The sequence below is a fragment of the Acidaminococcus sp. genome (genome assembly GCA_022482815.1).
Taxonomy (GTDB): Bacteria; Bacillota; Negativicutes; order Acidaminococcales; family Acidaminococcaceae; genus Acidaminococcus.
Genome location: JAKVOM010000001.1, coordinates 2598086 through 2619585, shown reverse-complemented (window position 1 = coordinate 2619585; position 21500 = coordinate 2598086). Strand labels below are relative to the sequence as shown.

General features: G+C 49.1%; 21 protein-coding genes. 16 read left to right on the top strand and 5 right to left on the bottom strand.

Going from position 1 to position 21500, the window contains the following annotated elements:
• Positions 1–378 precede the first annotated feature (378 nt).
• Complete coding sequence (locus LKE33_11325) at positions 379–1284, bottom strand: metal-sensing transcriptional repressor (GenBank protein ID MCH3951509.1); 906 nt, start codon at positions 1282–1284, stop codon at positions 379–381.
• A 565-nt stretch (positions 1285–1849) separates the two neighbouring features.
• Here LKE33_11325 and LKE33_11320 point away from each other — a divergent pair.
• The 8 genes from LKE33_11320 to LKE33_11285 all read left to right on the top strand — a co-directional run bounded on the left by LKE33_11320 (position 1850) and on the right by LKE33_11285 (position 8653).
• Positions 1850–2782, top strand: coding sequence for an ABC transporter permease (locus LKE33_11320; protein MCH3951508.1), 933 nt, complete (start codon positions 1850–1852; stop codon positions 2780–2782).
• Positions 2779–3579, top strand: a complete 801-nt coding sequence (locus LKE33_11315) for an ABC transporter permease (GenBank protein ID MCH3951507.1) — start codon at positions 2779–2781, stop codon at positions 3577–3579. Before LKE33_11320 ends, LKE33_11315 begins: the two co-directional genes overlap by 4 nt.
• A 6-nt stretch (positions 3580–3585) precedes the next feature.
• Positions 3586–5133 carry an ABC transporter substrate-binding protein gene (locus LKE33_11310; protein ID MCH3951506.1) on the top strand — a complete coding sequence of 516 codons (1548 nt, stop codon included), beginning with the start codon at positions 3586–3588 and terminating at the stop codon, positions 5131–5133.
• 96 nt (positions 5134–5229) lie between these two features.
• Positions 5230–6027: an ATP-binding cassette domain-containing protein gene (locus LKE33_11305; GenBank protein MCH3951505.1), complete on the top strand. Its 798-nt coding sequence runs from the start codon at positions 5230–5232 to the stop codon at positions 6025–6027.
• On the top strand, positions 6017–6760 hold the full coding sequence (locus LKE33_11300) for an ABC transporter ATP-binding protein (GenBank protein ID MCH3951504.1): 744 nt from the start codon (positions 6017–6019) through the stop codon (positions 6758–6760). The genes LKE33_11305 and LKE33_11300 overlap by 11 nt, the downstream gene beginning before the upstream one ends.
• A gap of 340 nt (positions 6761–7100) precedes the next feature.
• Positions 7101–7250, top strand: coding sequence for a hypothetical protein (locus tag LKE33_11295; protein ID MCH3951503.1), 150 nt, complete (start codon positions 7101–7103; stop codon positions 7248–7250).
• Positions 7251–7318: 68 nt separating this feature from the next.
• On the top strand, positions 7319–7873 hold the full coding sequence (locus LKE33_11290; protein MCH3951502.1) for a hypothetical protein: 555 nt from the start codon (positions 7319–7321) through the stop codon (positions 7871–7873).
• A 12-nt stretch (positions 7874–7885) separates the two neighbouring features.
• A complete protein-coding gene (locus LKE33_11285) occupies positions 7886–8653 on the top strand; it encodes an alpha/beta hydrolase (protein MCH3951501.1) in 768 nt (255 codons plus the stop codon).
• 89 nt (positions 8654–8742) lie between these two features.
• Here the strand turns inward: LKE33_11285 and LKE33_11280 are convergent, their stop codons facing one another.
• The 3 genes from LKE33_11280 to LKE33_11270 all read right to left on the bottom strand — a co-directional run bounded on the left by LKE33_11280 (position 8743) and on the right by LKE33_11270 (position 12077).
• A complete protein-coding gene (locus tag LKE33_11280) occupies positions 8743–9708 on the bottom strand; it encodes a LysR family transcriptional regulator (protein ID MCH3951500.1) in 966 nt (321 codons plus the stop codon).
• Positions 9709–9791: 83 nt separating this feature from the next.
• Positions 9792–11021, bottom strand: a complete 1230-nt coding sequence (locus LKE33_11275) for a dicarboxylate/amino acid:cation symporter (protein MCH3951499.1) — start codon at positions 11019–11021, stop codon at positions 9792–9794.
• Positions 11022–11039: 18 nt separating this feature from the next.
• Positions 11040–12077 carry an aminotransferase class I/II-fold pyridoxal phosphate-dependent enzyme gene (locus tag LKE33_11270; GenBank protein ID MCH3951498.1) on the bottom strand — a complete coding sequence of 346 codons (1038 nt, stop codon included), beginning with the start codon at positions 12075–12077 and terminating at the stop codon, positions 11040–11042.
• Between the two features lie 275 nt (positions 12078–12352).
• Between LKE33_11270 and LKE33_11265 the strand changes: the two genes are divergently transcribed.
• Positions 12353–12730 (top strand): Rid family detoxifying hydrolase, encoded by a 378-nt coding sequence (locus LKE33_11265; GenBank protein ID MCH3951497.1) that lies wholly within the window; start codon positions 12353–12355, stop codon positions 12728–12730.
• Between the two features lie 300 nt (positions 12731–13030).
• Here the strand turns inward: LKE33_11265 and LKE33_11260 are convergent, their stop codons facing one another.
• Positions 13031–13261, bottom strand: coding sequence for a DUF1858 domain-containing protein (locus LKE33_11260; GenBank protein ID MCH3951496.1), 231 nt, complete (start codon positions 13259–13261; stop codon positions 13031–13033).
• A gap of 465 nt (positions 13262–13726) precedes the next feature.
• On the opposite strand from LKE33_11260, the gene LKE33_11255 reads away from it, so the two are divergent.
• The 7 genes from LKE33_11255 to mraY all read left to right on the top strand — a co-directional run bounded on the left by LKE33_11255 (position 13727) and on the right by mraY (position 21283).
• Positions 13727–15058: a YjiH family protein gene (locus LKE33_11255; protein MCH3951495.1), complete on the top strand. Its 1332-nt coding sequence runs from the start codon at positions 13727–13729 to the stop codon at positions 15056–15058.
• 480 nt (positions 15059–15538) lie between these two features.
• The gene (gene mraZ / locus LKE33_11250) at positions 15539–15964 is read left to right on the top strand and encodes a division/cell wall cluster transcriptional repressor MraZ (protein ID MCH3951494.1); all 426 of its coding nucleotides are present in this window, start codon (positions 15539–15541) and stop codon (positions 15962–15964) included.
• A 21-nt stretch (positions 15965–15985) separates the two neighbouring features.
• Positions 15986–16915 (top strand): 16S rRNA (cytosine(1402)-N(4))-methyltransferase RsmH, encoded by a 930-nt coding sequence (gene rsmH / locus LKE33_11245; protein ID MCH3951493.1) that lies wholly within the window; start codon positions 15986–15988, stop codon positions 16913–16915.
• Positions 16916–16929: 14 nt separating this feature from the next.
• The gene (gene ftsL / locus LKE33_11240) at positions 16930–17349 is read left to right on the top strand and encodes a cell division protein FtsL (protein ID MCH3951492.1); all 420 of its coding nucleotides are present in this window, start codon (positions 16930–16932) and stop codon (positions 17347–17349) included.
• Between the two features lie 119 nt (positions 17350–17468).
• Entirely contained in the window at positions 17469–18962 is a 1494-nt protein-coding gene (locus LKE33_11235) for a UDP-N-acetylmuramoyl-L-alanyl-D-glutamate--2,6-diaminopimelate ligase (GenBank protein ID MCH3951491.1), read from the top strand.
• On the top strand, positions 18955–20337 hold the full coding sequence (locus LKE33_11230; GenBank protein ID MCH3951490.1) for a UDP-N-acetylmuramoyl-tripeptide--D-alanyl-D-alanine ligase: 1383 nt from the start codon (positions 18955–18957) through the stop codon (positions 20335–20337). Before LKE33_11235 ends, LKE33_11230 begins: the two co-directional genes overlap by 8 nt.
• Positions 20330–21283, top strand: coding sequence for a phospho-N-acetylmuramoyl-pentapeptide-transferase (gene mraY, locus LKE33_11225; GenBank protein ID MCH3951489.1), 954 nt, complete (start codon positions 20330–20332; stop codon positions 21281–21283). The genes LKE33_11230 and mraY overlap by 8 nt, the downstream gene beginning before the upstream one ends.
• Positions 21284–21500 lie beyond the last annotated feature (217 nt).

Genomic DNA, 21500 nt, shown 5'->3' with positions numbered 1-21500 from the left:
TGAGTCCAGCAAAGCGCCTTATCGACCCTCCTATTACACCTTGTTGCTTCGAGCCACGGACTGGTTCTGTGACAAATGCCTATATGACTGTATGCGATGAAAAGTCAACTCTTCTGAATTTACCGAGTCCGGAACGCTTGGCTTCTTTCAAAGCATAAACTACCGCACCGATTCGAAAGAACCGGTGCGGTAGTTTTTTAAGCTAAACCGTCTGGTTTGGCTATCCTCTCAGTTATAGGCAGCACCTCGCCGCCAACGGCGGCCACAGCGTTATAGCTTTCTTTCCGCGCGCCAGCGCCACAGCTTACTTATTAAGAATCCGCCAAAGCAGATGTTCCAACGATTGTACTAATCACCTTTCCACTATCCACTTTTCTTCTACTTTATCAACTTACTAATTGCTTTCTGCAGATTCTCAATACTTGCTGCATCATTTCTTCTTACAGCATCGACAAGGCAGTGGGAGATATGATCCTGCAGGATAACTTTACCTGTGCTGATGAGCGCCGAGTCGACGGCAGAAATCTGGATGAGAATTTCGCTGCAGTCACGTCCTTCTTCAATCATTCTCCGGATTCCTTCAAGGTGACCACTGATGCGGGCCAGCCGGTGGATGACTTTTTTCGTTTCCGTATGGAGAGAAGTCCGGTTTGCAGTGTTTCCATTTACATCAAATGGAGAGTCAGGTACTTTCTTTGTTCCCTTGATGAGATACAGGTCATTAGTGTCAAAGGCGATTTCAATTGTAAGTCCCGCACCGATAAGCAGCATGGCAAGTACGTCAACGGGCGGCAGCAGGGCCGATTCCATGCCGTCGGTGTTCTGATGCATATGATTTACGTGAGCCCGCGATTCATCGTGAAAAATAATAAGTGAACCGCCCGACTTCAGGGTGCGGGTGATTTTCTTGATAAAAGTTTCGCCCTTGGAACCGATATGGGGATAGAAATTGAGACAGAGTACGGTGTCATAAGCGGCTTCGGGCAGGGAAAGTCTCAACACATTTCCCTCGGTAAAAGTAATGCCCGGCAGGGCTCCAAATTTCTCGCGGGCTTTTTCCAGCATCTTATGAGAATAATCCAGTTCCTCAATCGTGCCGCCGTGCGTCAGAATCTTTCGCAGGTAAGGGACGAGAATACCTGTTCCGCAGCCGACGTCGAGAACGTGTGCGTCCGGTGGGAGAGAGAGCATCTGCAGAATCCGGGTCATTTTCTCCGGATTTTCTTTCCTATCTTTATCCCATGTCTCGGCATAATTTTCAAAGTAAGTAAGCTCATGATCCATGATGATTTCCTTTCTTAAAAGACGCTCTAATTAAGCCAAACCGTCAGGTTTGGAATTCCTCTAGGACCTCCTTTCAAGCCGCCATGCGGCTTCGAAAGGAGGGGAACCGCAGTCAGCACTGACGGTAGGAAGCGCTGACGATAGCGGTGGAGGATAGCTTCTTTTCCGTCCTTTAGGACGAGGGTGGACCACGAAGTGGGGGAGGAAAGTAAAATAGCGGAAACCGCTTGCAGTGGAGGATGTCCCTCTCTGCCGAAGGTTCGCCATATCAGCGCTAACGAGAAAAGGTGAAAGATGGCCCCTGAATCCCGCAGGTGAAACCCTATTCAGTTACCACTTTTTTCACAGAAAAGAATAAACGCCAAATGATAAAATCTAAAAGTGCTTTTCATTTTTTCTCTTTCGGCCGAAGGCCGCACCTCGCCGACGCAGTCAGCTACAGATTTTCTTCCGCACGTCAGCGCCACAGCAATACTGCCTTCATTATATCCCTCCCCGGGGGATATTCATACTTTAAATTTCAATTTTATAATAGTACCAAATCAAGGGGAAGGGAGGGAATACCATGCGGCGCTATGTCCTGGAACGGCTGCTTCATCTGATACCGATTCTGTTTGGCAGTACGTTTCTTTCTTTTGCGCTTATGCATGTCGTGTCAACAGATGTAGTAGATATGCTGTACACCCTAAGCGGCAATACCAGCGCAGCCGCTGCGGCTGTTAAAAGGGCTTCACTCGGCCTTGATCAGTCTTTCTTTGTCCAGTACGGCAGCTGGCTCTGGAACATTCTGCACGGCGACATGGGACGTTCCTTTGTCTCCGGTCAGCCCGTCTTTACGGCGATTCTTGCCAAATTGCCGGCCACACTGGAACTGATGCTTCTCGCCATTGCCATTACCCTCCTTGTGGCTCTGCCGCTTGGCATTTTGGCCGCAGTACATCGGGATAGTATCTGGGATCAGATTGTGCGCGTCATTTCCTTTATTGGAAACGCTACGCCGGACTTTTTTGTGGCACTGCTGCTGCTTTACCTTTTCGCCGTCAAATGGCACTTTTTTTCATTTCTGGGGCATTCCCAGTTTCCACTTTTGCCGGCGCTGACGCTTGCTATCGCCATGATTGCCAAATATGTGCGGCAGATCCGGGCGGTCTTTTTGGATGAGCTCAGCAAAAATTATGTGCAGGCCGCCCGCGTGCGGGGCCTTTCTGAAAGTTTTATTCTCTCTCATTACGTTCTGCGTTCCGTATTGGCACCGCTTCTTGCCATCTTAGGCATTTCTGTCGGGTCGCTTCTTGGCGGGGCGGCTATTGTTGAATCCATCTTTTTGTGGGACGGTATTGGCAAACTGGCTGTCGATGCTATTGTGCTTCGGGATTACCCTGTCATTCAGGCTTACGTCATCTGGATGTGCTTTATCTACGTCGGTGTGAATCTGGCAGCAGACATCGTTAGCTCAGCCATTGATCCCCGCGTGGCAGAGAGGGGGAGAGACACATGACACTCCATACAAGGAAGCGGTTTTGTCTTTGTCTCGGTCTTGTAATTGCTCTTTTGCTGCTCTGCTTTTTTGCGTCGTCAGTGACACCCTTTGACCCTTATGTCCAAAATCTTAATGAGGCGCTGCAGCCGCCGGGAGGTGTCCATATTCTCGGCACGGACCGCTATGGGCGCGACCTCTTCAGCCGGGTTCTTGCCGGCGGGAAGGTGACGGTATTTTCCGCCCTTGCCGTGGTGCTTTCAGCCACCCTTTTCGGTTCTTTTATCGGCATTATGTGCGGGCTCCATCCGGGCAAAGCGGCTACTGTTCTTATGCGCGTCGCTGATGTGTTCCTGGCCTTTCCGACCATGGTGTTTGCTATTGCCGTGGCAGGCATTCTGGGCGGCGGGACACTCAATGCCGCGCTTGCAATCGTTTTGGTGGCGTGGCCCAAATACACCCGCCTTGCCAGCGGCCTTGTCCGGCCGCTGCGCCATGCACCGTTTATGGAAGCGGCAAGGATGAGCGGTTCGTCGGAACTGGAGGTTTTGCCGCTCGTCATCGGGCCTATCGTCGTTACGGCTGCCCTTGATGTGGGTACGGTCATCGCCGAACTGGCCGGGCTGTCTTTTCTGGGACTCGGTACGGCGCCGCCTGCTGCAGAATGGGGATCCATGATGAGCGGTTCCCGCAGTCTACTGCAGTCGGCCCCATGGACGGTATTGGCACCGGGACTTGGCATTTTTGTAACCGTGGCAATATTTCAGCTTTTTGCCGATGCGCTGCGCGACGTTGTCGACCACAGTATAGAAACATGAGGTGATATGATGAAACAAAAATGGAAGAAAATTTGTCTGACCCTTCTTTTGGGTGCAGCCGTGGCACTTAGTGGCTGCGGCAGTAGTCCTTCTTCTCAGAAAAAGGGGAAAGTTTTTCATTACGGGACAATGGCCTATGGCCCGGCTATGCAAAATGCCAGCCTGGATCCCCATGAAGCGTATAGTGGCTGGAGTGCCGTCAGATACGGTGTCGGGGAGACACTCTTTAAATTTGACCAGAATATGAACGTGCAGCCCTGGCTCGCGGAGTCTTATAAGCAGATTGACGACTATACGCTGGAAATTAAGCTTCGGGACAATATCACCTTCTCAAACGGGAAAAAAGTGACCGGCGAAGCTGTAAAAGCGTGCTTTGAAGATCTTCTGAAGCGCCATGACAGGGCACCTCACGACCTTAAAATCGACCGCATTGCTGCCGATGGTCAGAAAGTCACGATTCATGCCCGGGAAAAAGTACCGGCTCTTATCAACTACCTTGCTGACCCGTATAGTGCCATCATTGATATGGAAGCGGGCATCAGGAATCGTATTGCCGTGGGGACGGGTCCCTATGCGGCAATCCGCGCGGATGACGAGGGCGTAGAGCTGAAGAAAAACGAAACCTACTGGGGTGATGTAAAACCCAAAATGGATCGCATCATTGTCCGTAGTATTACTGACGGCGGAACTCTTTCCATGGCTATGCAGAGTGGGGAACTCGACGCTGTGCAGGGACTGCCTTATGCCAGCTTGAAAGACTTTAGTGATGAAAATCGGTACAAAATCTCTTCCTGCGCAACAAGCCGCGTGTACCAGGCGGCTATGAACTTTAAGACGCCGGTTCTGCAGGATAACCGTGTGAGACAAGCCATTGCCATGGCTATTGACAAGAAGCAGTTTGTAGATGTGCTCTTAAACGGCAACGGAGAACCTGCAGTAGGGGCTTTTCCAACCCATACGGATTTTGGCCGGGGACTCAAGGCTCCCCAATATGACCTTGAAGGCGCTAAAAAGCTTCTCGCTGAGGCCGGCTACACTGAGAAGAATGCAGATGGCTATGTCATGAAAGACGGAAAGCCGCTGACCTTGCGCTGGCTTACTTATGTATCCCGGCAGGAACTGCCGCTTCTTGCGGAATATGCCCAGTCTCAGCTGAAGAAAATCGGTATTAAACTGGACGTCAACGCCACGGATAACTATAAGGATTTCCTGAAGCGCGGTGAATACGATATTTACGCACAGGCGATGGTGACGGCGCCGACCGGTGACCCGGAATATTATCTGATGAGCAAAATTTATTCCGAAGAGCCCTATAACAATGGTTATTACAGCAATCCCAATGTCGATGCCCTGATTGATAAACTGCACAATACCTTTGACCGTACGGAAAGAAATCGGCTTGCCCTTGCTGTTCAGCAGCAGATCCTGGACGATAACGCTGTACTGTACGTGTCATTCCTCAAAATGAATTTTGTCATGAAGAAAAATGTGAAGGGCCTCACGGCTCATCCCTCGGACTACTACGAAATCACGCCTGAGTTGGATGTAGAATAGTAAAAACGCCTTTCGAGGGAAAGGTCAGCCGCCAACGGCGGCTATAACGTCACAGCTTTTTTCGCGCGATAGCGCCACAGCTTTTTTGGAGTTCCCATGGAAAACAATGAACCAATCCTACAACTTCATAACGTTACCATCGAAGCAGGCGGAAGGCCTCTGGTTAAGGAGATTTCCTTCAGCGTCCATAAGGAAGAAATCTTTGTCATTGTCGGTGCCTCGGGAAGCGGCAAGACGACGATCCTGAAGGCCGCCGCTGGCATTCTTTCGCGCGGCGTGACGCAGACTGGCGGTACGATTTCTTTCTGCGGACAAGTTCTGCGTGACGCGGATAAGATAAAACTCTGGCAAAGCCATGCTGTCCAGTATGTCTTTCAGGATGCGCTGTCTTCCTTCTGTCTTGTTTACTCAATCAGGCAGCAGCTATGGGATGCCGTAGGCAAAGACGGAAAGCTTTCCAGGCAGGAATTTAATGAATTGACGGATGAACGAGCCTCGCTTTTGGACTTATCGCCGGATGCACTTAATCTTTATCCGCAGGAACTTTCCGGAGGTATGGTGCAGCGGGCGCAGCTGCTCTTTTCAATGCTGCGGCCGCCTGTGCTGGCTTTTGCCGATGAGCCGACTTCCGCCGTTGACAGCGTAACCCAGAAAAAAATGGCCGACGCACTCCTTCGCGTGCGGAAATATCACAAGATGAGTCTCGTTCTCGTCACTCATGATATCCGCCTGGCCCGGTACATGGCCGATACCCTGATGGTCCTGAAAGACGGCGTCATCCAGGAAATCGGCCCTGCCGCACAGGTCATCGCTTCGCCAAAGTCTTCTTATACACAGATGCTTCTCGAGCGCTGTGGTATCGGCGAAAAGGAGGAGACGTCCTATGTTTCTTGAAGTCAATCACCTCGTGAAGAGCTTTAGCCGGCGCGGGCATGCTTTTCGTGCTCTGGACGACGTTTCCTTTACTGTGCCCGGCGGCACTTTTCTCGGTATCGTCGGAGAAAGCGGCTCCGGGAAAAGTACGCTGAGCCGCATTCTCTGCGGTCTTGAGCAGGCTGACAGCGGCAATTTTCTTCTGGAGGGAAAAGATATTACGAGAGCTTCACGCAAAGAATGGCGCGAACTGTACCGGAAAGTGCAGATGATTTTCCAAAATCCCGCGGCTTCCTTTCATCCCCGCTTTACCTTGCAGCACAGTGTCGAAGAAGGCATCCGGAATTATGGGATTCATCTTTCGGACTCGGAGTTTCGGCAGCTCGTGGAGGAATGTCACCTCACACCGGAACTCTTGAAACGCTATCCTCATGAAGTCAGCGGCGGCGAATGCCAGCGGGCGGCCTGCCTGCGTGCCTTGTGTATCGGACCGCAGCTTCTTATATGCGATGAAATTACGAGTGCTGTCGACGCCAGCCTGCGGCTTGAAATCGGCATGCTCATCCGGAATACGATACAGCGTCATGGCATTACCTGTCTTTTTGTCACGCATGACCTTCTCCTGGCAAAACGACTGTGTACGCAGATTATCGTGCTGCATCAGGGCAAAATCGTGGAGCAGGGGAGCACAGACGATGTCTTTGAACACCCGAAAGAGGCATACACGAAAGAACTCTTGGCGTCAATAATGTAAATTCCGCAGCCCGCCTACGGAGGCAAACCGCGGAGCGGTTTGCAGTAAATAAAAAACAGGAATTGTGAAGAAATTTTACTTTTGTATCTTCACAATTCCTGTTTTGATTTTTATGGCTTTATCAGATAAAGCCCAAAATTCGCATTTATGGGGCTAAATGCCATATGCCAAAAGCACTTTTCTATTTTTTCACCAATTTACACGAATTTTATAATTCTCCTCATTTTACCCGCTGCTGCCTCAAAATGCAATCCATAATTTCGTACTGATTATTTTTTTGATTTGTGGTAGAATAGGAGCCACTCGACGTTCTAAGGAACTGGTGAAAAGGAGGCTGCTTATGCACTTTGATGATGTCGTTGCTTTGCTTGTCTTCGGATTCAGCCTCAGCGAGGTTGGCGTGACGCAGCGTTCTTTGACAACTGCCTTGATTGGGGTTGCTCTCGGCGTTTACGTCGGCCTGCGGATCTGGTCTGACATGAAACCATAAGGGGTCCGCCGCGCAGGCTTATCAGACTTCGATTGTTGGTTTTTCTTCTGGCATTAAGGAGGTAACAAATGGAATTACTTACGAATCCTGATCTGGAAAAACTCCCGACTTCGAAAAAAGTGGAAGAGCCTGCCGTGGAGGCAACGCTGAAAGTCCTTCGCTTCTACAAGAAGAAGTTGATGGAGGATACTCCGCTGCTGAAGCGCTTCCTCGGAGCCCGCAACATGCAGATCCTGCGGCTCAAGAGCATTTGGGACGCGTCCAACAAAGATTTTACCCAGATTCACTACGTGGATGACAAACACCTGGTGGATGGCTTCACGGTGACATTCGGACATCGTGATGACTGGGAACACCGGATTGAAATGCTGGATAGGAAGAACTCCTTCGACATTATGAATAAGGAGGCTGAGCTCTCCGCGTTCATCGATTTGGCGGGTGAAGATGGGTTCCTTGATTTGAAACGCAAAATCGAATTTGACCATTTCCTGGAATCCTACGATAATGTATCTGTAGAAATCTTCCGTACTCCGTACAACTGGGAGGAAGATGATATGGATCATTACCTGGAGCACCGGGGAATGCAGGAATACCTGGGTACGCTTTATATGGCAGGATGGTGAGAAAGGGAAATTATGGTAGAAAAGAAATTGCAGATTAATGCGGAAGGATACAGCATCCGCTGCCGCTTCTTTGTCGGTGACCATGCGAAGTCGGCCCGTGAGTTTGACAATGTAGTCATCATGACGCACGGGTTCGGCAGCAGCAAGGATACGGCCGGAACGAAAAGTTTTGCGGAGCACCTTCTTTCTAAATATAAAGACTGGGCCGTCATCACCTTTGACTGGCCCTGTCATGGGGAGGACGCCCGCAAGAAACTCTCCGTAGAGGAGTGTCTGGAATATCTGACAATCGTGACAGACTATGCAAAAAATACGCTGGGTGCCAAAACTCTTTACAACTATTCCACGAGCTTTGGCGGCTATCTGACACTGCGGTATATCATTGAAGTCGGAAACCCGTTCAAAAAGATTGCCCTGCGCTGCCCCGGCGTCAATATGTACGAATCCATGTCGAATCATATCGATGCAGTGGGCATGAAGAACCTTGAGAAGGGTAAGGAAATCCAGGTCGGTTTCGAACGCAAGATGAAAATTGACCAATCCTTTATGGATTCGCTGAAAGCCTTTGACGTGCGCAATCATGAATATTTTGACTATGCCGATGACATGCTCATTATTCACGGTACAAAGGATGAAATGATTCCTATTGAACTGACGCGGAAATTTGCGGAAGATAACGTCATCGAATTCATCCCCGTAGAAGGAGCTAACCATCCCTTCCAAAATCCGCAGCATATGGCCCTGGCTATCCATGCCATTGTGGAATTTTTTGGAAAGTAAGGGCACCCCTTGTTAAAATAATAGCGTGTAATATAAAAAAACGGAGCTGCAGAGAAAAATAAATCTTTGCAGCTCCGTTTTGCATTTTCTCATACCCCCGACAATCTCTTTTCTACATCTGTGCAGTAGTTCCTGAGCTCTTTGATGAATTCCCGAAGAGCCGGGGTCATGCGCTTGTTTTTCAGTACATTGAGGTAGGTACCGCGTTTGGCTTCTTTTCCGGCAAGCGGAAAGAAAAGTGCATCTCCTGGTTTTCCGAGCATCCGGATGACGTAACTCCCGACGATGGTCGCACCGAGTCCGGCTTTAACCATAGGATACAGCGTCATTGTTTCATCAACTTCCAGGACGATTGGCGGATGGACCCCAGCTTTTTCAAGCAGGTTATCCGCACTATAACGCAGGTTATTTCCAGGGTGAAGCAAAAGGAAAGGGACTTCAGCAAACTGGGTAAGGTCAATACTTTTGGCACGCGGGTTCTTTTCGTGTCCTATTTCCTCAAAGGCAACACTCTGCGCAGGGGAAATCGTCTGCGGGCAAAGCTTTGGAACAACCATGAGATACAGATAATCGGGAAAGAGTAAAATGTTGCGGTAGCGCTCTTCAGTTTTCTTGGTATTTGATACAATAAAATCGATAAATTCGCTGTCCAGCTTTTTTTCGAGTTCCGGCATGATGTGGTCAAAAAGCTCAATTTTTACATGGGGATAAGTGTTTCGGAATTTTTGGATGGTATGCGTCAGCAAGTATGTGGAAAAGAAACTGCTGGCACCGATGGCTACTCGTCCGCGAAGGGCCGCCCCCATCTGACGAATGTATTCTTCCAGGTCATTTTTAAGAGCATAAATGGTTTTGACACTTTCAATATAGGAAATACCAAACTCTGTCAGGGAAATAGGATTCGTGCCGCGATTAAATATTTTTGCTCCGATTTCTTTTTCGGCACGTGCAATAGTAATACTGAGCGAAGATTGAGAGATATGCATTTTTTGGGCAGCACGGCTAAAGCTATGCTCTTCATAGACCGTATAAATGTAATCCATATAGCGGAACACGGTATCCTCTCCTCTCACGTGTTTTCTGCATAAAAAAAGAACCCTAGTTCATTATACAATGGATTAGGGCTCTTCTAAACGTTTTAAGCGTTTTCTTTTTCGGCAGCTTTCAGTTCTGCTTTGCCGACAATTACCGTACCAACGAGGTCACCGATGCAGTTATTGGTCGTGGTGCCCATATCAAAGAGGCGGTAGAAGGCTGCAATGACACCAACCACTTCGATAGGAAGACCTACTGCCTGGACAACGACCATCAACTTGACAATGCCACTGCCGGGAATACCACCGCCGCCCATAGACATAATCGTGGAAATGAAAATCGTATTGATCAGTTGGGGCAGTGCCATAGGCTGGCCAATCATCTGGCTGATGAAGAGAATTACGCAGGCGTAAAGCAGAACAGAACCATCGGTGTTCATTTGGGAACCTAACGGAATCGTAAAACCGGAAATGCGGTCAGGAATACCAAACTTTTCTTTGGCTACCTTCATATTAATAGGAATGGAAGCAATGGAACTGCAGGTAGAAATGGTATAAATCCAGAGTTCGGCGCTGTCTTTGATAAACCGGAATGGATTAATATGAGCAAAGACCATAAGGAAAGTGCCGTAGACAACCAGTACGTGAGCGATGCAGGCTGCATAATAGGTGCCGACAAGTACGGCCATGCTGGTGAAAATACCGGCACCGTACTTACCAAAGGAACTGCCCATCAGGAAGAAAATACCGATAGGGGAAACCTGCATGATCATTCCAATCAGGGAAAAAATCATGCTATTGGCTGCTTCAAAGAAGCGTTTCATGGTTTCTTTGTGTTCCTGGTTTTTAATCTTCAGGATGGCAACACCCAGCAAAATGGAAATGACGAGAGTCTGTACGATATTCCCTTTGGCAAAAGTGGCTACCATGTTGGTGGAGAACAGCCCTTTTAAAAAGCCCGCAACCGTGACGTTGATTTCACCGGTGACTTTCTTGGCTGCAAGACCTGCAAAATTGGCGTAATGACCAGGCTGCAGGATACTTGCTACAATCAGCCCGACAATGCAGGCGAGAATCGTCGTAATGACATAATAGGCAATGATTCTGGCACTGACCCGTTTTAAGGAAGTCAGACTGTCCTGGGAGATAATGCCTGTAACGATAGTGCAGATTACCATGGGTACTACAATCATCTTGATGCAGTTGAGCCAGATATCACCGATGAACCCCAGTTGAACCATGGTTTTTCCACTGATGAGCCCGGCAATGGAACCCAAAATCATGGCCGTAAAAATTTGCGTCGTCAACGAAATTTTCTTCCCGTGAATAACCATCTTTCTTCCTCCTTTTCACTATAGCTCCGAATCTAGTTCGAGAATTATCCGGGCTGCATTTTCCGCATCTTTACGTGTGATGCCCTTATAGAATACGAGGCGAACCCACGTATCGATAATGGGGCGAATCAAGAGACCTTTGGTGCGGGCACGATCGCAGAATTCCTGCGGCGTGATACCGGTGTTTTTCATGTCGAGCATGAGAATATTGGTTTCAACCTTCTTTTGAAGCCCCACTTTTTTGAGAGATCCCAGAAGGGAGGCGCAGAGCGCACAATTTTCATGGTCTTCTTTCAGCCGGGGGATGTTGTGCTCGAGGGCGTAGAGTGCAGGAGCGGCAATGATGCCTGCCTGACGCATGGCACCGCCCAGAAGTTTGCGCGTTTTCTTCGCTTCCTGAATAAAGTCGGTTGTGCCGCACAGCACAGAGCCGATAGGAGCCCCCAGCCCCTTAGAAAAGCAAAACTGCACGGAATCTACATACTGACAAAGTTCTTTCGCCGGGACACCAAGATAAATGGCTGCATTAAAAAGACGTGCGCCGTCCATATGAACGGGAACCTTGTAAGCCTTGGCCAATTGAGAGATTTTTGCCAGTGTCTCCGTAGTGATGCAGGTACCGCCGGAATAGTTATGCGTGTTCTCAAGGCAAAGGAGCTTGATACCGCCTTTTTTGAGGGCAGCTTCTATATCTTTGAGATTGGGCTGAAAATCGGCATCCAGGCGATAGGTTGCCTTTTTGAGCTGACCGAAACGAGGATCAAAAGCTGTTTTTTCACTCCGGTCCAGGTGCTGCATATCATTGATGAGAGCTGTATCACCCGGACGGCACCAGGTGAGTACCGCTGTCTGGTTGCCCATCGTCCCGGAAGCGCAGAGAAGGCCAGCTTCCTTGCCGATAAGGGCGGCAGCCGTGTCTTCTAATTTATTCACTGTCGGGTCTTCACCGCGTCCTTTAGCATCAAGACGGCCATCGTCACCGAGCGGCGCCGTAAGAATGGTTTCCAACATAGGTTTGTCAGGTTTAGTCAGCGTATCACTGCGTAAATCAATCATGTATAAATCCTCCTGTCGCTTTATAGAATCGAACAGATTTATAGTTTAATTTTTCATATATAAATTATATAAAAAAATAATAGTTAGCGCTAATATAGAAAACACAATGCAGGGTATTGATAAAAAGCAATGAGAGAGGGGAAGGAAAGCCATAATTCCTGAACTGATAATTTTATTTAATTGACTTAACTTTATTTTACACGTATAATGGATGTAACGACTATCAGAATTATCTGATATATTAAAATGTCACTGCAATAAAGGAGGAAACGGACATGGTAAAAACAGTAGAAACTAACAAACTGCCGGAACCGATTGGACCTTTTTCTGAAGGGAAGGATCTGGGAAAACTGGTTTTCTTCGCCGGTCAGGGGGGCTTTGATCCTGCAACGGGCAAAGTTGTCGCGGGCGGCGTCCAGGCCGAAGCGGAACAAACCTGCAAGAACGTAGGCATCCTGCTTGAAGCTGCGGGCCTTACTTTTGCCAATGTCGTCGAATGTACCTGCTTCCTTACAGATATGAAAGATTTCCAGGCATTTAACGAAGTCTATGCGAAATACTTCACGAGCAAACCGGCAAGAACCTGTGTGGCCGTCAAAGAATTGCCGGCAGGCATCAAGTGCGAAATCAAGGCTATTGCCTGGAGAGACTGAGGCAATAGGCACAGTCAGCTAATCATAAAGAAATACATTCACCTTTCCAAAATAGCAAAAGCGTGTCAGGAGAATCTCCTGGCACGTTTGCTAGTTAAGCCAAACCGTAGGGCTTGGAATTCCTCTACAACCTCCGTCCGCTGGAACGAGGAGGGACCACGAAGTGGGGGAGGAAAGTAAGTTAAGGGAGACTGCTTGCGGTAGGTGATGGACTACTCTGCTGGTGCCCCACACGGCCAGCGACCTGCGAAAAAACGAGCTGTGAAGAAATGGAATTCTTCACAGCTCGTTTTTGATGTCTTAGTCCTTTGCTTCTTCTTTGCCGCCTTCGTTCGTGGCGATGCATTCATTGATGTCAGCAATCAGGGCATCTACATCGAGGCCATGAGCTCTGGCGCCCTGGCCGATGGTTTCAAAGTTGGCAGCCATGCAGCCAACGCAGCCGAGACCATAGGACATGAAAATTTCAAGAATTTCAGGATGTTTTTGAACGGTTTCAATGATACCGGAATCCTCAGTAACTTTTTCCATCTGAATCCTCCTTAATTACATTTAAGATTGTGCTTTTATTATAGCATGGATTGTCAATAGGAGAAAGAAGAAAAAACGCCTACTGCCGACTGCAGTCTGCCGTTCCCCCAAAGAAGCAAAACGCGGAGCGGTTTGCAGCGAATAAATAGACGCAGCGCCCTCTTGGTTTATTAGTTAAGCTAAACCGTAAGGCTTGGAATTCCTCTGTTACCTCCGTCCGTTTGGAAGGAGTAGCCTGCTTTGTGGGGGAGGAAAGTAAAATAGGGGGAATCGCTTACGCTGGAAGATGTTCTTTTCTGCCGAAGGCTTAATCAACTACTTTGTAAATCTTTTTACATAATTTTTACTTTTAATTTTTAATCTCTGCAAAAATTGCCTGGCCTGCAGACTCGTACTATACTGAATCATGAAGGGAGGATGCCCTTCCGGTATTTTTTTGCAATTTTCAGAAAGCAGGTGATCTCCATGGCAGAGCCGAAAACCGTCAATCAGTCAGGTGCTCTCCCGAAGTTCCTGATCTTCAGCCTATTCGGGGTCTTTATGTTTTTCTTCAACCTCTCATGGCTCAGTCCTTCGCTCAAAAGTGTTCCCGTTGATTTCATCGTGACTTCTTTGCAGAAGTACTGTATGCCGGCGGTGCAGATTTTTATTCTGGCTGTCATGTATGTAGGTGCCATCCGGCCTTTTTATACGAAAACCTGGAATAAGGGCGGGATGGATATTTTTATGTCCTTTGCCAAGATTGGCGGTGCTATTATCGGTACTATCATGTATTTTGGCCTTTGGAAGAGTAATGCCTGGCTTTGGCGCGGCGATATCGGGCCGTTTCTCTTCAATAAATTAGCCATTCCTGTAGGTCTCGTAATTCCTATCGGATCCGCATTTCTTTGCTTCCTTGCCAACTATGGCCTGATGGAATTCATCGGGGTTCTCGTTGATCGTTTCATGCGCCCGGTTTTCCATACACCGGGACGTTCCGCTATCGACGCTGTCGCTTCTTTTGTAGGAAGTTATTCCATTGCCTTAATCATTACGAACGGTGTGTACCGCGAAGACCGGTATACAGCGCGGGAAGCGGCTATCATTGCTACGGGATTTTCTACGGTATCTGTGACCTTCCTTCTGGTTGTGGCCCGGACGCTGGGACTGATGGATCTGTGGTCTACTTATTTCTTTGTATCCATGGCTGTGACCTTTGTTGTAACCGCTATTACGGCAAGATTGTGGCCGCTTAAATCCATTCCTGATACGTATTTCACCGGCAAGAAGGCGGAAGAAAAGAAGGAAGAGGGTACTCGTCTCCAGCGCGCCTGGAACCTGGGTCTTGCTACTGCTGCCGCTCAGCCGCCGGTATTCCAGCTTTGCTGGCAGAACCTCAAGGCCGGTCTCAAGATGGCCCTGAGCGTTATTCCTTCCATTACCTCCGTTGGTCTGCTGGGCTTGTGGCTTGCTGAATTCACGCCGCTCTTTGACTACTTCGGATATCTGTTCTATCCGTTCTTCAAAGTTTTCGGCATTTCCCAGGCCGTCATGGGCGGAAAGGCCGCGGCACTGTGCCTGCCTGAAATGTTCCTGCCGTCAATTCTGATCAAGAGTTCCGGCACGATGCTCTTAAAATTTGTCATTGCTGTTGTCAGTATTTCCGAAATTCTTTTCTTCTCAGCCAGTATCCCATGCATCATGGGGACGGATATTCCGCTCAAGATGCGCGATATCATTGTTATCTGGTTTGAAAGAGTCGTTCTGTCTATCCTTATTACTGTTCCAATCGGCATGCTGATGGGACTGCCGGATTAGAATAACAAAATCATACATTCATAAAAATAGGGCTGTGAAATAATGAGTGATCATTGTTTCACAGCTTTTTTTCTGGTAAAAATACGCCGCCTGCCTTCCGCTGTCAGCCGTCCGCCTGTGGAAGAAAAATTGCCAGGGCATTTTTCTACGAACTTATAAAAATAAAAGCTGAAATTTAGGTTAACTGCTAAATTCAGCTTTTATATCATATTTTATTTGAATCAAAATCTTTACCACACTGCTATTTTTATTTTTTTACAGACTCTTTACTAACTGCAAATTGCCCACTGTTTTAGGACTGCGAAAAATGTTTAATTTTTCACAGTCCTTATTTTTTATCGAAAACAATTCTCAGAATTGTTCCAAAAGGGCACTATTTCCATTGATTTTTCTAAATATAACCATTATAATGGGGGAAAGTGGTAAAAAGTGGTTAAAAGTGGGTGAAATTTCCCACGAGTGGAAAGGAAGGTGACGGCCATGCTGATGGGAGAATTTGAGCATACCATTGATGCCAAGGGCCGTCTGTTTATTCCTGCCAAGATGAGAGAAGAGCTTGGCAAGCCATTTTATATCACAAAAGGGTTTGATGGCTGTCTGACCGTTTATCCGAAAGAGGCGTGGGACCGATTGACGGAACGGATGAGTCAGCAGGATCTGCCCGGAAAAGACGCAAGAAATGTCAGCCGTTTCCTCTTAGGCGGCGCTGTGGAGGTAGAGACCGATAAGCAGGGGAGAGTGCTCCTGCCGGCCAACCTCCGGAGACATGCCCACATTACTGAAAACGTCACAATTGTAGGCGTGGGCAGCAGGGCCGAAATCTGGGATACGGAAAGATATAACGCTTATGCGGAGGATGCTTCGGCAGACGTGGAAAACGCCGTGGAACGCCTTTCGATTGATTGATGGCAGGAATGGGGAATTGTCGTGAACTTCGTACACAAGAGTGTCTTGTTAAATGAGAGTGTGAACTGGATTGTCGGGGATCCTTCCGGCATCTATGTAGACTGCACGCTCGGCGGAGCCGGTCATTCCCATGCGATTGCCGAACGGCTGCAGCCGGATGGACTACTCATCGGCATCGATCAGGACGAAGATGCCATTGCTGCGGCTACGGAACGACTGAAAGATGTGCCGTGCCGGGTAAAAATTGTACATGATAATTTCCGCAACCTCGGTGCTATCCTGGATGGGATGGGCATCGCCGAGGCAGACGGAATTTTCTTCGACCTTGGCGTGTCGTCCTATCAGCTCGATACGCCGGAACGGGGTTTTTCCTACATGCAGGACGGCCCGCTCGATATGCGGATGAATCAGGAGGCCAAACTGACAGCCGCCGATGTAGTTAACCACTACAAGGAAGACGATCTTGCCGATGTGATTTATAAGTACGGCGAGGAACGGTGGAGCCGTCGGATTGCTCAGTTTATCGTCGCCGCCCGTAAGAAAAAACCACTGACGCGGACGAGTGAACTGGTTTCGGTAATCAAGGCCGCGATTCCCAAGGGGGCTCGGGAAGGCGGTCCGCATCCCGCAAAAAGAACCTTTCAGGCGATTCGCATTGAAGTCAATGACGAACTGAAAATCCTTGACAGTACGATGGAAACCGCTGTACACCACCTGAAAAAAGGCGGCCGTATCGGCGTCATCACTTTCCATTCCCTGGAAGACCGCATCATCAAGCAGAGTTTCAAACGCATGGCCCGCGGGTGTATCTGCCCGCCGGAACTGCCGGTCTGCGTATGCGGGCACAAACCGGAACTCAAAAAACAAAAAGAATTTGTACCCACGGAAGAAGAACTGGCTGAGAATCCTAGAGCCAGAAGTGCCAGACTACGGGGAGCACAGAAGATTTGATAAGGGGATAAGCAATGATTAGCGGCAGAAGGTATGGCCGGCAGCCACAGCGCTGGCCTTCACATACAGCCTATAGCTACGGTTCCGAAGCCCTTCAGGAAGAACCTGAAGAGGTCGTTATCCGTAGACGGGTCAGAAAAGAAAGAGCAAATCAAAAATCTCTGCGGAGACTAGTTGAATTTATTGCTGTTTTAGTTGTATTATGTTACTTTGGCGGCGTTGCCTTGAGTGAACGTTACGTGGCTAGTACCAATGCTCTGATTCAGCTGAAACAGCAGGAAGCCGATCTGCTAGACCAGAACGAAGCGCTCAAGATGGAAGTGGAACGCCTCAGAAGTCCGGAGCGGATTGCAGGGATTGCTAGTAAAAACTTAGGGCTCAGTACAGCCAGAAGCAACATTTACGTGCGCGTCACTACGCCGGCTAAAAAATGAACGCATTCTGGGCGCTGTACTCTGTTCGGATGGAAAAATGAGGCAGCCGCAAGGCTGCCTTTTGCGTGTAAAATCATGGGTCATGCCATGATGCCAAATGCTGGTAAGGAGGGATTTTCATGAATCGCAAGCTGAGTGATGTGATTGCCCATATTCCAGGTGCCCGCGTGACGGGTGATACAGAGGGAAAAATGGTAAACGATCTCACGATTGATTCCCGGACGGTGCAGCCGGGAAGCTTGTTTATTTGTATCAAAGGCGTCCATACGGATGGCCATCAATATATTGGTAAGGCCGCACAGCTCGGAGCGGCGGCAGTTCTGATTGAAGAGGATGCAGACGTTCCGAAGGGTGTCGCGGCAATCCGCGTCGACGATACGACGGCAGCTATGACGGCGCTGGCACCCTGGTTCTACGATTATCCGGCTCAAAAGATGCGGATGATTGGCGTGACCGGTACGAACGGTAAGACGACGACTACCAATATTCTGCGCGAACTTTTGACCAATACGGGACACAAGGTCGGGCTCATCGGAACCATTAATATTATGATCGGGGACGAAAAAGAGGTCTCCCATAACACGACGCCGAATGTCGTCGATTTGCAAAAAACGCTGTACCGCATGGCCGAAGCCCACTGCGACTACTGTGTAATGGAAGTCTCTTCTCACGCGCTGGCCCTTAATCGTGTCGCCGGCATCGAATACGATACGGCCGCACTGACAAATATTACAGAAGACCACCTCGATTTCCATAAGACTATGGAAAATTACCGCGAGGCCAAGGCGTTGCTCTTTACTCATCTTCATGAGGGCAAGAAGCCGCGTAAGACGGCGGTTTTCAACATGGATGATCCCAGCTCCCCGCTCATTATGAACCGGGTCAAAACGAAGATCATTACGTATGGCAAAGCTGCGACAAACGATATTCATCCCATTTCTTTTGAAATCGGCGCCAAATCCATGAAGCTGGATCTGACCACTCCGGCCGGGGAAATGAAACTGGCCCTTCACATTACGGGTGAATTTAACGTCTACAACGTGATGACAGCCGTGGGCTGCGCACTGGCTGAAGGTCTCTCCAGGGACGACATTGTCCGCGGTCTGGATGATTTCGGCGGCGTGCCCGGTCGTTTCCAGCTCATTGACGCCGGCCAGCCGTTTACGGTTATTGTGGACTATGCCCATACACCGGACGGCCTTGATAATGTGCTGAAAACTGCACGGGAAATCACAAAAGGCAAGCTCTGGTGTGTCTTCGGCTGCGGCGGTGACCGTGACCGGAAGAAACGCCCAATCATGGGTAAGATTGCGCTGGATCTTGCCGATGTAATCGTCGTGACAAGCGACAATCCGCGCAGTGAAGATCCGGACGCGATTATCAAAGATATCGAAGAAGGCCTGAAGGATGCGCCCGGTGACAAGGAAATCCACACGATTTCCGACCGGCGCAGTGCCATTGAATTTGCCATCTCCCATGCGGCACCGGATGATGTTATAATGATTGCCGGTAAAGGCCACGAAAACTATCAGATCCTGAAAGACAGAACCATCCATTTTGATGATGGAGAAGTGGTCAGAGATTATTTCCGGAAGGGGAAAGCAAATGCTTAATGCAAAGATGATTAAGACGGCAACGGGCGCTCAGACGCGCCTGTCCGATGATGTAGAGTTTGCGGACGTAGCGACTGACTCTCGCGAGATTCAGCCGGGAACGCTCTTTGTCGCGCTGCGGGGCGAAAAGTTTGACGGCCATGATTTTGCCGTTTCGGCTCTGGAAAAAGGTGCTGAGGCAGTCATGATCGATCATGAAATTCCGGGTACGGAAAATAAATGTTTCATCGTGAAAGATACACTGGCAGGCTATCAGCAGATTGCTTCGGCCTACCGGATGAGCATGAAGAATCTGCGCGTCATCGCGATTACAGGTTCCAACGGAAAGACGTCGACGAAAGATATGGTGGCGGCACTCCTTGCCAGCAAATATAAGGTCATCAAGACGCAGGCTAACTTCAATAATGAAATCGGCCTGCCGAAGACACTGTTCCTGATTCGCCCGGATACGGAATTTGCCGTGGTGGAAATGGGCATGCGCGGTCTTGGTCAGATCCGCGAAATGAAAAAAATTGCGCATCCTGACGCGGCTATCATTACGAATGTCGGGGAGACCCATCTGGAGCTTTTGGGCAGTATCGAGAATATTGCCAAAGCCAAGAGTGAAATCCTCGAAAACTTCACGGACAAGAATTTTGCCATTTTAAACGGCGATGATCCCCGCGTACGGGCTATGAAGACTGGTGCAAAGGTGACAACGTACGGCATTGATAACGACTGCGACGTCAGAGGCAGCAACATTACGACAGACGGTCTTCTGACCCGCTTTACCTATACGAGCAAGGTTACAGGCAATACACGCGATGTGGTGCTGCCGATCCTGGGACGGCACAATGTGATGAATGCTCTTGCCGCTATTGCTACGGCTGAGCTCTATGGCGTCAATGATGATGATATCGTCTATGCCCTCGGCACTGTCAAGCTGACTGGTATGCGCCAGGAAATCCTCGAATTCGGTGACGTGACGGTCATTAATGATGCGTACAACGCGGCACCGGCTTCCATGAAAGTGGGACTTGAAACGCTGACGAGCGTTGTCAAAGCTCACGGACGTGGCCGTGCCATTGCTGTGTTCGCTGATATGCTGGAGCTGGGGCAGGCTTCTGAGGAAGGTCACCGCAGTGTCGGCAGATGGGCTGCTGAATGCGGCGTATCCGAGCTCATTTGTTACGGACCGCTTTGCAAGTTCATGGCAGAAGAAGCCAGGACGCTCGGTGTTTCCGTACATTATGTGACGGACAAGGAAGCGGCGGCCAAGGTGCTGCGCGAAGTCGTCCGCCCTTACGATGTGGTGCTCTGCAAGGGCTCCCATTCCATGGCGGTCGACCAGGTGATTGCACTCGCTTTTAAGAAGGACGGCACCGCTCATGAATGAATTCTGGATCGTCATTACTTCGTTTGCACTGACGGTAATCATCGGAAAATTTCTCATCCCGGAACTGCACAAATGGCATTTTGGTCAGAGCATCCGTGAATGCGGTCCGAAGGAACACATGAAGAAAAGCGGCACGCCGACCATGGGCGGTATCATGATGATTATCGCCGTCGTGGTGGCCTGCCTGATGTGGATCCCATTTGACCCGCACATTGTGGTAGCCCTGTGGCTCTTTGTGGGCTATGGCCTCATCGGCTTTATTGATGATGGACTGAAAGTTTTCTTTAAACAGAATCTCGGCCTTACGGCCAAGCAGAAAATGGCGCTGCAGGTTCTTGTTGCGGCTGTCTATCTGCTCTATCCGGGCGATGTGTACAGCACGAAAGTCTGGGTGCCGCTTATCAACACTGTGATTGACCTGGGGTATTTTTATCCCGTATTTATCCTGCTTCTTCTTGTAGGGACGACCAATGCGGTTAACCTCACAGACGGCCTTGACGGGCTGGCCGCCGGCGTGACGATTCCGGTCATGCTTGCTTTTGCGGCCATTGCTTCGTTTGAAGGACTCCGTCATGAATCGCTCTTTTCCCTGGCTCTCGCAGGTGCCTGCATCGGTTTTCTGCGGTACAATCACTTTCCGGCCAAAGTCTTCATGGGTGATACTGGTTCCCTTGCTCTCGGCGGTGCGGTGGCTGCTGCAGCTATCGGGACGCACACGGAAATCCTGCTTGTTCTTATCGGCGGGGTCTACGTCATTGAAACGGTTTCTGTCATTATGCAGGTTCTGTATTTCAAGAAAACCGGCGGCAAGCGGATTTTCCGCATGACGCCGATTCACCACCACTTCGAACTTGGCGGCTGGCCCGAAACGACCGTCGTCGCAAGATTTTGCCTTGCCAGCGCGATTTGTTCCGCGGCGGGTTTTGTACTTTTCTTATTGAAATAAGAGTTAATGCCTGCAGCCGGCATACAATGGCTGCCTGAATACATTCGATACAAAAAGAATGAACTGCCTGGGTGGGAAAGACAAAATATAGTTTTTCCTATCTTTCCCACTCATTTTTCTGATTTTATCGCAAACTGATTTATAGCTTCTCGTTACCTGCGGTTTTCGAACCGCTTTCGGCTGGTGCCTGTGAGCTGTAGAGCTCACAATTCAATGT

Excerpts from the sequence above, each read along its gene's own strand:
- LKE33_11260 (MCH3951496.1), bottom strand. The coding sequence starts at position 13,261 with ATGGAAAAAGTTACTGAGGATTCCGGTATCATTGAAACCGTTCAAAAA.
- LKE33_11255 (MCH3951495.1), top strand. The coding sequence starts at position 13,727 with ATGGCAGAGCCGAAAACCGTCAATCAGTCAGGTGCTCTCCCGAAGTTC.
- LKE33_11325 (MCH3951509.1), bottom strand. The coding sequence starts at position 1,284 with ATGGATCATGAGCTTACTTACTTTGAAAATTATGCCGAGACATGGGAT.
- LKE33_11275 (MCH3951499.1), bottom strand. The coding sequence starts at position 11,021 with ATGGTTATTCACGGGAAGAAAATTTCGTTGACGACGCAAATTTTTACG.
- ftsL (MCH3951492.1), top strand. The coding sequence starts at position 16,930 with ATGATTAGCGGCAGAAGGTATGGCCGGCAGCCACAGCGCTGGCCTTCA.
- mraZ (MCH3951494.1), top strand. The coding sequence starts at position 15,539 with ATGCTGATGGGAGAATTTGAGCATACCATTGATGCCAAGGGCCGTCTG.
- mraY (MCH3951489.1), top strand. The coding sequence starts at position 20,330 with ATGAATGAATTCTGGATCGTCATTACTTCGTTTGCACTGACGGTAATC.
- LKE33_11290 (MCH3951502.1), top strand. The coding sequence starts at position 7,319 with ATGGAATTACTTACGAATCCTGATCTGGAAAAACTCCCGACTTCGAAA.
- LKE33_11315 (MCH3951507.1), top strand. The coding sequence starts at position 2,779 with ATGACACTCCATACAAGGAAGCGGTTTTGTCTTTGTCTCGGTCTTGTA.
- LKE33_11270 (MCH3951498.1), bottom strand. The coding sequence starts at position 12,077 with ATGATTGATTTACGCAGTGATACGCTGACTAAACCTGACAAACCTATG.
- LKE33_11305 (MCH3951505.1), top strand. The coding sequence starts at position 5,230 with ATGGAAAACAATGAACCAATCCTACAACTTCATAACGTTACCATCGAA.
- LKE33_11285 (MCH3951501.1), top strand. The coding sequence starts at position 7,886 with ATGGTAGAAAAGAAATTGCAGATTAATGCGGAAGGATACAGCATCCGC.
- LKE33_11295 (MCH3951503.1), top strand. The coding sequence starts at position 7,101 with ATGCACTTTGATGATGTCGTTGCTTTGCTTGTCTTCGGATTCAGCCTC.
- LKE33_11310 (MCH3951506.1), top strand. The coding sequence starts at position 3,586 with ATGATGAAACAAAAATGGAAGAAAATTTGTCTGACCCTTCTTTTGGGT.
- LKE33_11300 (MCH3951504.1), top strand. The coding sequence starts at position 6,017 with ATGTTTCTTGAAGTCAATCACCTCGTGAAGAGCTTTAGCCGGCGCGGG.
- LKE33_11265 (MCH3951497.1), top strand. The coding sequence starts at position 12,353 with ATGGTAAAAACAGTAGAAACTAACAAACTGCCGGAACCGATTGGACCT.
- LKE33_11235 (MCH3951491.1), top strand. The coding sequence starts at position 17,469 with ATGAATCGCAAGCTGAGTGATGTGATTGCCCATATTCCAGGTGCCCGC.
- LKE33_11320 (MCH3951508.1), top strand. The coding sequence starts at position 1,850 with ATGCGGCGCTATGTCCTGGAACGGCTGCTTCATCTGATACCGATTCTG.
- LKE33_11230 (MCH3951490.1), top strand. The coding sequence starts at position 18,955 with ATGCTTAATGCAAAGATGATTAAGACGGCAACGGGCGCTCAGACGCGC.